11 protein-coding genes are annotated in these 13,613 nt (G+C 55.8%); 6 read left to right on the forward strand and 5 right to left on the reverse strand.

Annotated features, from left to right (window positions below):
- Window positions 1-13: 13 nt before the first annotated feature.
- Both QYL91_RS15280 and QYL91_RS15285 read right to left on the reverse strand, forming a co-directional pair.
- Window positions 14-1,267 carry an RNA-guided endonuclease InsQ/TnpB family protein gene (locus tag QYL91_RS15280; protein ID WP_302082952.1) on the reverse strand — a complete coding sequence of 418 codons (1,254 nt, stop codon included), beginning with the start codon at window positions 1,265-1,267 and terminating at the stop codon, window positions 14-16.
- Window positions 1,268-1,513: 246 nt separating this feature from the next.
- On the reverse strand, window positions 1,514-2,617 hold the full coding sequence (locus tag QYL91_RS15285) for a helix-turn-helix domain-containing protein (RefSeq protein WP_302082955.1): 1,104 nt from the start codon (window positions 2,615-2,617) through the stop codon (window positions 1,514-1,516).
- A gap of 263 nt (window positions 2,618-2,880) precedes the next feature.
- Between QYL91_RS15285 and QYL91_RS15290 the strand changes: the two genes are divergently transcribed.
- The 4 genes from QYL91_RS15290 (at window position 2,881) to QYL91_RS15305 (ending at window position 7,380) form a co-directional block, all read left to right on the forward strand.
- Window positions 2,881-3,225: a hypothetical protein gene (locus tag QYL91_RS15290; protein WP_302082958.1), complete on the forward strand. Its 345-nt coding sequence runs from the start codon at window positions 2,881-2,883 to the stop codon at window positions 3,223-3,225.
- 61 nt (window positions 3,226-3,286) lie between these two features.
- Complete coding sequence (locus QYL91_RS15295) at window positions 3,287-4,504, forward strand: RNA-guided endonuclease InsQ/TnpB family protein (protein ID WP_302082960.1); 1,218 nt, start codon at window positions 3,287-3,289, stop codon at window positions 4,502-4,504.
- Between the two features lie 89 nt (window positions 4,505-4,593).
- Window positions 4,594-5,700: an IS630 family transposase gene (locus QYL91_RS15300; RefSeq protein WP_302080897.1), complete on the forward strand. Its 1,107-nt coding sequence runs from the start codon at window positions 4,594-4,596 to the stop codon at window positions 5,698-5,700.
- Between the two features lie 420 nt (window positions 5,701-6,120).
- Entirely contained in the window at window positions 6,121-7,380 is a 1,260-nt protein-coding gene (locus QYL91_RS15305) for an RNA-guided endonuclease InsQ/TnpB family protein (protein ID WP_302082895.1), read from the forward strand.
- Between the two features lie 433 nt (window positions 7,381-7,813).
- Here the strand turns inward: QYL91_RS15305 and QYL91_RS15310 are convergent, their stop codons facing one another.
- Together QYL91_RS15310 and QYL91_RS15315 are read right to left on the reverse strand one after the other, a co-directional pair.
- Window positions 7,814-8,113 (reverse strand): type II toxin-antitoxin system RelE family toxin, encoded by a 300-nt coding sequence (locus tag QYL91_RS15310; RefSeq protein WP_302082896.1) that lies wholly within the window; start codon window positions 8,111-8,113, stop codon window positions 7,814-7,816.
- A gap of 10 nt (window positions 8,114-8,123) precedes the next feature.
- Window positions 8,124-8,393: a ribbon-helix-helix domain-containing protein gene (locus QYL91_RS15315; RefSeq protein ID WP_302082897.1), complete on the reverse strand. Its 270-nt coding sequence runs from the start codon at window positions 8,391-8,393 to the stop codon at window positions 8,124-8,126.
- A gap of 140 nt (window positions 8,394-8,533) precedes the next feature.
- On the opposite strand from QYL91_RS15315, the gene QYL91_RS15320 reads away from it, so the two are divergent.
- Window positions 8,534-10,465, forward strand: a complete 1,932-nt coding sequence (locus QYL91_RS15320) for a surface glycoprotein (protein WP_302082898.1) — start codon at window positions 8,534-8,536, stop codon at window positions 10,463-10,465.
- A 154-nt stretch (window positions 10,466-10,619) separates the two neighbouring features.
- Window positions 10,620-12,701 carry a CARDB domain-containing protein gene (locus QYL91_RS15325; RefSeq protein ID WP_302082899.1) on the forward strand — a complete coding sequence of 694 codons (2,082 nt, stop codon included), beginning with the start codon at window positions 10,620-10,622 and terminating at the stop codon, window positions 12,699-12,701.
- Between the two features lie 104 nt (window positions 12,702-12,805).
- Here the strand turns inward: QYL91_RS15325 and QYL91_RS15330 are convergent, their stop codons facing one another.
- The gene (locus QYL91_RS15330) at window positions 12,806-13,564 is read right to left on the reverse strand and encodes a TrmB family transcriptional regulator (protein ID WP_302082900.1); all 759 of its coding nucleotides are present in this window, start codon (window positions 13,562-13,564) and stop codon (window positions 12,806-12,808) included.
- Window positions 13,565-13,613: the final 49 nt, after the last annotated feature.

The raw sequence follows: 13,613 nt of genomic DNA on the forward strand, positions 1-13,613 counted from the left end.
AAGCGTTGGGATATTATGGTTCGCGGGACATCTGTTCTTGTGGGGCTACTCGCCCCGTAGATTTGTCGAACAGGCGAACCGCTGGCTGTGCCATCCAGCCGTTATCCCTATCTCCCCCATCACAGGCGAGACTCGGGAGTACCTTCTGTCGGATGTTCTCGGCTCCGTTCACGTCGGCGTTGGCTACCAGCCCACAGTCGTCGCAGACGTACAGCCCACGCTCGACGCGCTGGTTGTCGTCGCTCGTCCCACACGAGGCGCACGATTTGGACGTGCCACGTTCGTCGACGCGCTCGACGCTGATGCCGCGCTCGGCGGCTTTGTATTCCAGCATCTCAATGAAGCGGTCGAACGCCCATCCGTGTAGGTCCAGATTGCCGTGGTCGCCCCAGTCGGCACCCTCGCGGATGCCCGACAGGTCGCCCACGGCAATCGTCCCGACATTGCGGGCGGCACACTCGGCCACCATATCCGCTGAAACAGCGTGCAAGAAGTGGTCACGTCTACCCCGGCGCTTGCGGTCCAGTCGTCGTGCTTGGCGAGAGTCGCTGTCGTCGCACTTCGCTCGTTCTTTCTGGAAGTAGTAGTCGTCCTCTTTGAGTGCGCCGCCGGGGTACAGCAGGGCCTCGTCTCCGACCGCGACGGCGGCAAAGTTGCAGATACCGAGGTCGATGCCCGCTACCCGGTTGCCGGGTGGGTCCGGGTCGTCAGTCTCGACGCGACAGACGATGTGCAACTCCCACTCGTCGCCGGTCCAGACCGCCCGGACCTGCTGGACGTTCTGTACGTCCACGTCCGGGTCAGCGGCGTACTCACAGAGAACGAAGTCCGACCACGACTCTTTGAGATTCGCTCCTTTCGAGAGGCGAATCCTGTTGTGGTCGGGATCGTGTTTGAAGCCGTCCTCTTTGAACGTGACCGTCGAGCGGGGATGCTCGTCGCCGTGCTTACGGTAGCCGGGTGGGTTCGCGTCCCCCTTGCCGTTTTGGCGGTGAGCGTACCACGAGTCGAACGCTTCAGCCAATTCTTCGAGAATTGCCTGACTGGATTGTGCGTTCAAATCCGCGTAGCGTTCGTGACTCTTGAGGTACGCTTTGAGCGTGCCGTGGTCTGGAATCGTGCCGGTTTCGTGCCAGATGCGGTCACAGGTCCACCGGGCGACGTTCCAGAGTTTCGAGGCCGCGAACCCGAGCGAATCGAGGTCGTCGCGCACCTGCTGGTGGTTGCGAATGGACGCAACGTAGGTGCGCGTGACCTGACTCGCCATACATAGCCTGTGATGGACTGGCTACATAATGGTGTGCCAACCGGAGCGAAAGTGGAATATCCGGCCCGGCAGACCCGCGTGGACTGTGGCACTGGGCTTACGCGATTCACGCCCGGCGTGAACGCCGGGATTCTCTCGCTGTTAGAAGATAGCTATCTCGGAAGAACAGGCCTTGTTGACGTGTTTGGAGCTTCGGTGAGAGACAGACTATAGGATATCATATAGTGGGAAGAAAGTGGCTATACTTCACGAACTCAGGCCTTCTTCTGCAAGAGACATCGCAAACTCGGAGAGCCGATAACGGTAGGGAGCGTGACGGAAGATAACCCGACCGTAGTCATCACCTTTGTCCACTTCGCTCTCCTCAATCGCGTCAACCGCCCTGTTCAGTTTCGACAACTGGTTCCCCTCGCGAAGATAGGATTCAACCTTGTCTGGCCGGATATCGAACTCTTCTGCAAGAATGAATCGAAGAGTCCGACGACCACCGTCTGCACGGATTACAGTATCACCAGCATACTCCCCGTCACCAGGTCGCATCGGGCTATCAAGCCGATCCACCATATCATCAATGAGACGTTCGATCTCCTCTTGAACCGTCTCCTCTACTTCCCCACTGATGATCTGATCTCGCCGTTCACTAATCGCGTACGTCGATGGACCCGGAGGCTGGAACTCCTCAAGGACACCTAGATCAACAAGATGGTTGATGGCGGTACTAAAGGAGTGCTCGAATGTCAGCCGTTCCGCGATCTCGTTTCGAGTCAAGCCCTCTGACTCTGGCCCGATTTCTTCTTCGTACAAAGCAGTCACAATAGAGATCTGATCATCAACGCTGGGGAGATCTCTCTTCTTGTCTCGAATGTAGGCAGCAAGCGCATCGCTGCCGGTCAGTTCCTCGTCCTCACTCTCATCCCCTGGGCGTGGAGCCTGCGCGTATTTGTCGATTTCCTCCGTCGTTTCCAGCCTCTCATACATATCCTGCAACGTGCCCTCAGCCCCAAGCAGCCCCATCTCTTCCAGTAGGTCGCGACCGATATCGGTGAGCCCGTAGAAGCGCCATGGCAGATCACGCTTGCGCTGATCCTTCGGAAGCGTTCGCTCCGCCACGATCCCGTGCTCGATCAGCACCTCGAGATGTTCGCGGATGGTACTCTTGCTCTTGCTCGGGTTCACGTAGTCGAGCTCTTTGAGCGTGGGGAGCTGCTGCGGATGGGAGAGAATATTCTGAATCAGGACAAACCGCGTCTCTTGCGTAACGACGTTCAGGCGCTGTCGCTGGTTCTCAACCGTACTGTCGCTTGCATCGGTCGTATCGGGCTGATCCCGATGCGTCGTGTTGTGGGCCATGGTTTTGGGGACAGCTACAGTCGATTGGGCACCTGCTGTAGCTATCGCTGTGGTGTCGTACTCCCGTCCGTGACGGAGGATGGGAGGAACGAAATACCGGTCTGGGGCAGGGTAGCCGACCGGTATCGATCGGTGCTGGTTGTGTTGCTTGTGTTCACGCTAGCGTATAGTCGCCGGCGCTATAAATGCTTCGGCGTTAACCACATTGGTTCAAACCGTTGTGGTCGAAAGGGTTTTAATTCGGGCGCGCGAACGAGGTGGTAATGCCGGACGGCTCCTCAGAGAGCGACCTCGAGGCCCGAGCTCAACGGCATCACTACCGGTCGTTAACGCCGGAGGAGTACGAGGGCCTCAATCACTTTCGAGCCGACTGGGCGGATCTCGCCGCAGAGGCCGATAACCGATTTTTCATTTTGGGGAGTTTCGCCGAGGACGACGTCGACCGCGTGAACCAGCTCAAGGACCACTTCAACCGAGAGACGGGCGACGACGCCGTCGCCTACCGAATGGACGACTTCCTCCCCGATACCGATCTCGTTCTCCACCCGATTCTCAAATTCAAACTAGGTAGCGAGGCGGATTCCCCGCCCCACCGTGGGCGGGGTTGAAGCCGACACTCGCTGCCACAAACCACGGACTATTAAGTGCCTATACCATCTATTGAAACTCGTGGCAGACGACTACCTGAGGCGCACCGCGATCACCCGCCCCATCCTAACCGGCGAGCAACAGGACTTGCTTGACGCCACCATCAACGAGTGGAAAGCTGCCTGCAACATCAGCAGTCGGATCGGATGGGAATACGGTGAAACGCGGAAAACCTACCTCCAAAACCTCGCCTACGACACGGTGTTGGAAGAAACACGCCTCGGGAGTCAGCACGCAATTCTCGCCACCCACCAAGCCGCAGCCGCACTCGATGGTGTCGAAGCAATTGAAGACCTTGATGAACACTACAAAACGTCTCGACCGGAATTTACCAGTAACACGGTGAAATACGATACCCGGACGATGACGCTGTTTGATGATGGGTCTGTTTCGCTTTCCACCGTCGAGGGTCGGATTCGGTGTGGCCTGAACCTCCCCGACGAAGAAGACGGGTATCAACACGAATACCTCACCGATGACGAGTGGGAAGTAACAGAATCTACGCTGTCAAAGCGTGATGGCGAATACTACCTTCACCTCGGGTTTCGTAAAGACAAGCCCAAGAAACAGGTCGAAAAACAGGATGACGACGAGGACAGGACAGTTCTCGGCGTTGACCTCGGCATCGTAAACATTGCCACCACCAGCACAGCGTACTTCGCATCGGGGGGAGAACTCAGACACCGGCACCGAGAGTTCGAGCGGATTCGCGGAAACCTTCAGCAGACCGGTACACAATCAGCCCATCGGACGATTCAGCAGATGAGCGGGAGGGAGTCACGGTATCTCCGTGACCACCTCCATCAAGTCGCTAACCAGATTCTCGAAGAAGCACGAACACACGACTGCGAGTACATCGCGTTCGAGAACCTGAAACACATCAGGGAGCGTGCGCCGCCTGTCAAAGAGTTCCACCAGTGGGCGCACCGGCAACTCGTTGACCTCGTGGAGTACAAGGCTGAAGCCGAAGGGATTAGCGTCAAGTTTGTCACCCCGAAGAATACGAGTCGGCGGTGTCCCGAGTGTGGCCACACGAGTAAGGGAAACCGAGTGCGACAGGCGGAGTTCGAGTGTGAGTCGTGCGGAGCAACTCAGAGTGCAGATTACGTGGGTGCGAAGAATGTAGGGTGGCGGTACGTCCGTCGCGGGCTACAGTCCTCGCGGCGGACGGGCGACAGTCAACTCGCCCTGAAGTCAGGAACGGTGACACCGAACCGGGGTTTTGTCCCGTCCGACTAACTGTCGGTAGAGGTTGAGTTCACTGACAAGCCCCGCGCCACTAGTACCTCAGGGAAGCTTTTGTGAAGCTGGCGTGAGTTGGACGGTGTATGGTTGGCCGTGAGAGAAATGTCGTCAAACATCTGAGTGAGGGAGAACTTGACCGATTACAGGCTGAGGCAGACGACATAAAGGAATACAAACGCCTCACCTTTCTCAAACGGCTCTACAATGGTGCAACGCTGGCAACTGCTGCCGAAGATATAGGGATCTCACAAGGAACGGCAAGTAACTGGGTGACACGGTGGAACGAAGGTGGACTCGGAAAACTGACGCCGAACTTCGGGGGCGGCAGGCCCCCGAAGCTCGACGAAGCAGAACAAGAACAACTCATTGCACGCCTCCGTGAGGGACAGCCCTGGAAGAAACAAGAGATTCAGCATCTTCTCAACGAGGAGTTCGATGTCGAATATCACCCACATTACCTCCCAACGTTTCTGGATAAACTCGGCCTCCACTACGCCATTCCTCGAACAAAACGCCCTGAGCGACCAGAGAACGCCGAAGAAATCCTCGACGAACGCGTCAGGTACGCGTTCGACGAGGAGGCTCTTGAGCAACCTCACAACAAACGCGAAGATGATACTGACGACGAAGACTGGGACCGCGACGAGGATATCCGAACAGACGGAGGCGCTGTTGTCGGATTCTTCGATATCTCTCACCCACAACCGTGGGACAATTCTCAGCGGATGTATACGGTTGATGAGCCACACATTGAGCGGAAGTTGGTGAAGATCGACACACCAGCAGCTGGATTCTACGCCCTCAACGGTGAGAGTGTCCTGTCGTTTCCACCGAATCAGGAGAAAGAGAAGATTTGCGGGTGTTTCGAGAAGGTCCGCGAGCAGAATCCTGGCAAGCGGATTCTGCTCGTGTTGGATAATTTCTCGTCACACGTGTGTAAGTACACGCGCAAGCGAGCACACGAACTCGGGATAGATTTGATATTTCTTCCAGTGGGATCGCCCGATCTCAATCCGATCGAGCCAGTTTGGAAGAGTCTCAAGTGGGAATCTTCGCCATTCATTGTCGAAGGTGGAGATGAGTATCGAAGACGAATCACAGAACTGTTCGGAAATTTGACCAACCAACTTAGCTTCGCCTCCTCGTGGATCGAGAATCATCTTGACAACTATCTCAATAAGTTAGTCTAGTCACTACGTGCGCGGGGCAGTTGACTAGATAGTGGAGGTAGTTAATAGTCCGTGGTTTGTGGCAGCGAGTGTCGGCTTCAACCCCGCCCACGGTGGGGCGGGGAATTCGCCTCGCTACCTAGTGTGAAACTCGTCCGTCTTGTTGGAGACTCAGGGCCAGCGATATTTCGGCAGAATCTCACTAGAGCTTACGCGCTTCACGCCCGTCCTCGAAAATCGAAGATTTTCGGGTGCAGCAAGACCTCCGGTCTTGCCATGCCCCTGTTCGGTCCTCGGTTCCGACCACATGTCGGAACACTCGTCCCTCACGGGAAGGGCGGGACTCTCGCGCTGTTACAGGTAGTGAGGCGAAAGCCCACCCTTGAACAGTAGTTGCTGAAAAAGAGTTAAAACCACCCAAGTCATAACAATTGCCACCGGATGCCGACCACGCGCCGTACCCACGTCTGCCGAATCCAAAACCACTCGCAAGTGTCGGATGTGTTGGACAGGCACGGATGGTCGGCATCCAAACTCTGGAATGTTGCCAATTACTACGCTCGCCAACAATGGGACGAAAGCGGTGAAATACCCGATGAAAACGAGCTCAAACGTGAACTGAAAGCACATCCCAAATACAGGGGACTGCATAGCCAGTCCAGTCAGAAAGTTCTCGAAGAGCTTTCTGAAGCCTTCAGTTCGTGGTTGGATTCCGACGACGAGCGAGACAACTCACCAGGCTATCGCAAACGCAACTACTACGACGAAGATGGCAACAGCGTACACGAAGAACATCCACGGTCAACAGTGACGTGGAAAAAGAGAGGGATCTGGCACGACGACACCCATAACCGCATCCGCCTCAGCAAAGGTAAAAACCACAAAGACGGGCGTGACTTCATCCTCTGTGAGTACCAAGCTCCGCCAGAAGCTGAGTTAGAGAACATTCAGCAAGTGCGTGCCGTCTACAACACCGGAAAAGACCGATGGGAGTTGCACGTTGTCTGTAAGCACGAAATTGCCGCTGAATCACCTGGCAAAAAAACCGCAGGCGTTGACCTTGGAATCTGCAATCCCGCCGCCGTCGCGCTTCCCGGCGATGCTCTGTTGTATCCAGGAGGCTCGCTCCGTGAAGACAAACACTACTTCGAGCAGGAAAAATACCAGACTGATGGCAATCATCGCCCCTCACAGAAAGCAGAGTGGGCGCGTGAGAAGCTCGCCCGTCGCAAAGACCACTTCTTGCATGCTCTCTCAAAGGATATCGTCGAACGGTGTGTCAAACAAAATGTTGGCACGCTTGTTGTAGGAAATCCAAGCGGTTCTGACGAGCAAGATTGGGGTAGGTACGGCAACAAACCCTCGAATGACTGGGCGTACGAGCGGCTGATGAACTTGCTGGACTACAAGGCACGCGAACGTGGCATTGAAGTAGAGATGCCCGACGAGCACGGTACGTCCTCGAAGTGTAGTGTGTGTGGTCACGAGGATAGTGACGGTCGTATTGAACGAGGGTTGTGGAAGTGCGAGAAATGCGGTGTCGTCGCGCATGCAGACGTGAATGGTGCAGATAACATTAGACAAAAAGCGCTACCCGTGACTCCTCCCTTGGGGGATAGCGGTAACGGCTGTTTGGCCCAGCCTCGCGTCATTCAGTTCAGTCGGACTCACGGATTCCAACCGCGAGCCACCGCCAAGTGACGTGAAACCTTAATATCCCAACCCAGCGGTGCGGTGCCGTGGGATTCCCCTGTGTTTATGCAGGGGAGGCGGTCAATTATCATAGCAGTTCTCGGTAATCCGGCCCACTTTATAGGTGGAGCAGGCGCAATACCACGGCCACGCGGAGGAGGATATCAACAGTCACCAAACCCCGATTTCTTCATTTTATAGGCGGTCAAGGCGAATGCCCCGGGCTTGACTCTCCGTGAGGTCCAGCAGATGCTGGATGTTGTACTGCTTGTTCTTCCGAGACGCGATCTCCCGTACACCAATCGCGACCTCGGGGTTCTCCGGGATGTGGCCGTTCCGGAGCGCCAGCTCGATGAACTCCCGCCGTCGATGAACGTTCTCCCCGGGAACGCGGCCTCCAACTGCGCGCGTGTCGGTTTGTCCTCTTCGTACTCGTTGTCACTCACTCCTTGTCTCGCCAGGAGCCCCAGACCTCCCTGTACTTCCCGAGTTCGCGGTACTCCTTTTTCCGCTCGAAGGCGTCAATCGCGTACAGTGTCTTGTTGTCCTTGTCCCAGTCGATCAGAACGCGGAAGTCGCCGACGCGAAGCTTGTAGCCGGGGTGGTTCTTCAGCCGGTTGAGAAAGTGATCGGGGAAGTCGCCGATGTCCTCCAGCTTGGTGATGATCCGCTCGGCGTCCTCCGTCTCAAACTGTTCCAGCGTTTCGACCAACGTCTCCGTCAGAACGACCTCGTGAGCCACTGTTCGGCCCTCAGTCGTCGATACCGAGGCGTTCGCGGGCCTCGTCCGTGGACATCGTCCGCCCCGCCGCCACATCCGCGTAGCCCTCCGAGACGCCCTCCTGCGCGCCGGGCGTCAGAATCGGCTCCGTGGTGTCGCGCAGAACCTCACGAATGAACTCCGAACGATTGGTGTACTCCAGTTCATCAGCCAGTTCGTCGATCTCCTCGAGAAGCCGCTTCGGAACCTTCACGTTGAGCTTGACCATGTCCCCGTCCCCATCGTTCGCGTCCGTGCTCATATATCGTGGTACTCGGGTGGTACACATAGAACTGTCGCCAGTGGTCCGTGAACTCGTGAGCGGGCAATCCAGCGATTACGTCTGAAAATTGCAACAAAAGTATTAATACATCACAATTTGTTTTCACTAAATAAACAGTTATGACTACATCAAAACGAACGCTGAGTGGTATTTTCCTCTCAGTGATCATGATCCTCTCAATCGTTGGTGGGGCTGTAACATTTACTGGGAGCGTCGCAGCTGCCAACGAGCCGACTGCCGAACTGACCTCGGTTGGCGAATCGCTGGTCAACGGCAGTGAGACTGTCACCGTCAAGTACACCGCTTCCGACGATGGCAGTGTGGACTCGGCGACGGTTCAGTTTCTGAACGACGGCTCAGTCGCAAAGGGTGTCAGTGTCAGCCCGAGCAATAGCGAGGCTGATGTGGCCGTTCCAACCACGAACGGGACGTACAGCGTCCAGTTGGTTGTGACTGATAACGACGGCAACACGGTGCCAAGCGACAACGTTGAAGAGATCGCCGTCGATACAAAGGCACCCGAAATTGGAATCACGGAGCCGTCGGAGGACAGCGATGAGACCTCACCACCAACCATCGTTACCAAAGTCGACGATAACGTTGGCGTGAAAGACGTTGAGGTGAAGCTACGCGATGAGAAGAACGATTTCACCTACAATGGGTCAGAGTGGACCTCGTCTGTGAGTTGGGTGGACGCGACAGAGCGCGGCGATAGTTGGGAATACGAGACGCCAGACGGGAATGGGACCTACACTGTTGTCGCGCGGGCAAGCGACACTGTCGGCAACGACGCGAACTCGGAGTTGGACTCGTCGGTTGAGTTCCCGGGTGACGGCAAGGTGACCTACACAGTGGACCCGAATTCTCCGGATTTCAACAACGTGTCGGTCAGCGTCTCTGGCCCGGATCGAATCGTCCAAGTTGGAGACGATGTGACCGTGACTGCAGACGTAACCGACGCGACGAGCGGTATTGGAAGCGTGACAGTCGATGCGACGTCGCTGGGTGAAAGCGAAACGCTCTCGTTGACTAATGACGATGGTGTCGGATCTGTCTGGAACAAGACGTTCACAGTCGATAAAATCAATGTTCCCGACGGGAGACACAGTCTGACTGTTAACGCGACTGATGAATTCGGCCTCTGGGAGACGCTGAGTTCCAGCGATTTCACGCTCGATACGCAGCCAAATGCTATCGGTAACATCAACGTCGAGGCTGGGTTCATCGGAATCGTCGAAGATGAAAAAGTCCGTGTCACCGCGGAGAACATCGTCGACGCGAATGGCAACCCAATCGATGTTGGAACAGTCAACATCAGTATCGCGGGCCAGACGCCGTTCGAGCCGGCGTCTGTCAGCGATGGGAGTTTCGACACCACAATCGACCCCACGAAACTCGACAATAGCCTCTCGGTTGCTGACCCGGTCGAGGTCGACATCGCCGGAACCGGCGCCACCAACGGTACCGTCGAACTCACGCACGAGATTCGAGCGCTCGACTCAGGGTGGCACGTTGGCGGCACACCGATGGCAGCAACTGATGTGTACATCTCCGGAGACGGAACGGTAATGACCTACGACAAGACAGCGGCCGGCAACTGGACCCAGGTTACAGACGCCGAGAGCTACCTGTCCCAACCCGGTGCAGGATACTACTTCGATATCATAAGCGAGGAGGCACGGATCGGATACACCTTCGACGAGACCAGCAGCGAAAAGGCATGGACGCTCACCAAAGGCAAAAACCTGGTCGGTGCAGTTACTGACATCGACGGTCAAGCAAGTGCGACACTCGGTGATGCGGATACGACGCTTGGCTCGCTCAAAGGGTACGTCGCGAAGGAAAACGGAGCGAATCTCAAATACCATATCCGGAAAGACACTGACGGCACCCCGCTTGACGAACTCGTTGGCACCAAAGTCGTTACAGCGAACAGTAAGACGGTGCTCGGGTACAGTTCTTACATCATTGAGGTTGAAACCGAGGGGGGCAAACCGGTGACGTACACGGTCGGACTATCCGGCTATGACCCGACCGAGAAACCGAACTAACGGACTGGTATGCGCTTTCCCCGACACGCAACTACGAGTGTCTTGGCGGATAGTGTCATCTCTGTAGCGTGCGCAGTGCTGTCATCGAGATGTACAAGTATAAATACTATCTACAATCATTCCGAGTGTAAATCTATCAGCGGCAGTTTTGAGAATGAATAGGAGAAACACAGCCGACGTATATCGTCTCATAGTCAGTAGTATCGTAATTGTATCCCTCCTCGGTGTTGGGGTCGTTCCAGTCCAAAGCCAGCAGGACACCACTTTCTACTACGGAACAGCTGTAGCCGAAGATGGGACAGACATCCCTGCTGGAACGACAATTAAAGCTGTTGTCGAGGAAGACGGCAGCAACAGAACCATCGACGAGGTTACCGTGGAGGATGCCGGCGAATACGGCGGCTCTGGACTCGGAGAAACGAAACTCGAAGTGCCCGGCAATATCGATGGAACAGTGTATTTCATCGCAGAGAACAACCTCGGGGAGTTCACTGCTGACGAAACTGTTGCGAACCCTAGTGGCGGAACCCAGGAGTTCGATCTGACATTTCCACCAGGGTCTGCTGAACCAATACCGTACTTTACGGTCTCGAATCTCCAGCCAGCAGATGTGAGCGTCGTTGAGGGCGAGACAGTCGCAGTGAACGCAACTATCGAGAACAGCGGCAGCGAACAGGGAACTCAGACTGTCACACTCGATGTCAACGGCAGCACCATTGGGACACAAGATGTGACGCTTGGACCTGGGAGTCAAGAGACTGTCGGCTTTAATCTCGATACAGGCACTGTTGGAGCCGGCAACTACACCCAGAGTATTACTACCAACGACGACAGCCAGTCCGGTTCCCTGACTATTGAGTCTATGGAGGCGTCATTCGTCGTCTCTGAGCTGAGCCCGACGGAAACAACCGTCGTCCAGGGGGACACGATCAACACCTCGGCGACGATTACAAACGAGGGGAACGCGGAGGGAGCAGAGACGGTAACACTCCAGGCTGGCAGTACCACACTCGCCAGCCAAGACGTCACGCTGTCCGATGGCGCACAACAGGAGGTGACGTTCACCGGCGTCAGCACTGACTCGCTGGCACCGGGAACGTACTCACACGGCATCTACGCCGACAACGACAGCCAGACCGGCACGCTGACCGTCGAGTCCAGACAGGCCTCGTTTACCGTCTCCGAACTCGACCCGCCGGGTGAGACCGTCACCGTCGGCGCGGAGGTCGCCATTGCCGCGAACGTCACCAACGACGGGAACAACAAGGGCACACAGACGGTGACGCTCCAGGTCGACGGCCAGCAGTACGGGAGCGAAGCCGTCACGCTCGCCCCCGACGACCAGCAGTCCGTCGCCTTTTCGCCGGTGGACACGTCGGAGTTTGAGCCGGGGACCTACACGTACACGGTCGCCAGCGACAACGACAGCCAGAGCGGCACACTGGTCGTCGAAAGTGACACCCCCGCCGCGTTTCGCGTCACGGAGATGAGCCCAACAGACCGGACGGTCAGCGAAGGTGCGACCTTCGAGATGCAGGCGACAGTCCGGAACGACGGTGACCAGACGGCGACACAACAGGTCCAGTACCGAATCGACGGCGAGACCGTTGCCCGCCAGGGCGTGAGCCTCACGAGCGGCGGTGAGACCACTGTCGAGTTCACTGGCCTCGAATCCGAGCCACCCGGTGCCGGGACGTACACCCACGGCGTCTACACGGGAAACGACAGTTCCACCGGGACACTGACTATCGACGGTCCCGACGGACAGCCCTCGGCAGGGTTGTTTACCGTCTCGGAGATGGAACCGGCGAGCGCGACAGTCGCAAGCGGTGACACCCTCGAGGTGAGCGGAACAATCAGCAACGAAGGGAGCGTCGAGGAGACCCAGTCCATCGAGTTCCGCCTCGCGGGCGATCCGGTGGCCACAGAGCGTGTCACGCTGGGACAAAGCGAGACGACCGCAGTCTCGTTTACCGCAGCGACGGATTCACTCGCGGTCGGCACGTACGCCTACGGCATCTACAGCGACGACGACGAGCAGGTCAGGACGCTGGCCGTCGAGAACGAGACGGCAACGACGCCGACAAACACGACCACCGCGACACCAACACAGAACGGCGACGGTGGTGGACTCATTCCCGAGGGCATCTTGCGGGCGCTGTTGTACTACGTCGTCGTCCCGCTGGTCGTCATCTACGCCATTCTGAAGGCGCTGGCCATCTACCTGGGATACTGATCGGTGAACCGCCTTGGGGTCAAGTGGTTCGAGACGCGGAGCGTCTCGTCATCACGGCAATCTTCGATTTCCGTACGATCCCGAGGCTTCTGTCTTCCCGCAGTTTAGATGTTGATTAATCTTACAAAAACTGTAGCAAAATCAGTATTGGAACTCCAAACTGCTCTTTCAGACACTCGTCCGCTGTTACAGTGGGAAGTACTCAAAAGAAACGACGAGGAGTCAACCAACAGAAACCGCTGTACAGCACACTCTTCGACGGACAAAGCTGCTGGGAATGACTCTACAGAGGCATCAATGATATCCTGTTCAAAGTTATTATCTTTGCAGTTGCCAAAAAATGATAGTGAAACACCTTCATCAGAAAGGTCTATAAATTTAGATTTGAGTTCAGAATCTAGTGCAAAATTCACATCACCATACTTCACTTGAGACTCTGCTGTCGTCACGAGTTTTTGTATTCGGTTAGTGATTGAATCCTCTCCCTTTACCTCCCAAATACCATCATCTATTTTAGAACTTCTATCTTTCTCACCTCGGACATTATGCAGATATTGAAATGCAATATCTTCTCGGTCTTTGTACTGACTACGGAGGATCTTACGTGCTTCCTCGATCGGAATAGGACGGTATACAAGCGGTTTCGAACGCTGTACTTCAACTAAGCCAATTTCTTCAAGATGGTCGGTAGCACCATATACTTGAGACCGTGGTACATCTGAAATCTCAGCAACATCATTTGCAGTCCCGTCGCCCAGCTTCTGTAAGGAAACAAATACCTCAGCTTCGTATCTCCTTAGGTCGAGTTTCTCTAGTGCATCAATTGCATCTGACTGTTCAATATTCCCTCGCTGTTGGTCCATTATCAGTTGTTACAAGTACGCTTTCTTTATTAACTGTGGGAATACGAAA

The organism is Salinibaculum rarum (assembly GCF_030505615.1).
GTDB classification, from domain to species: domain Archaea; phylum Halobacteriota; class Halobacteria; order Halobacteriales; family Haloarculaceae; genus Salinibaculum; species Salinibaculum rarum.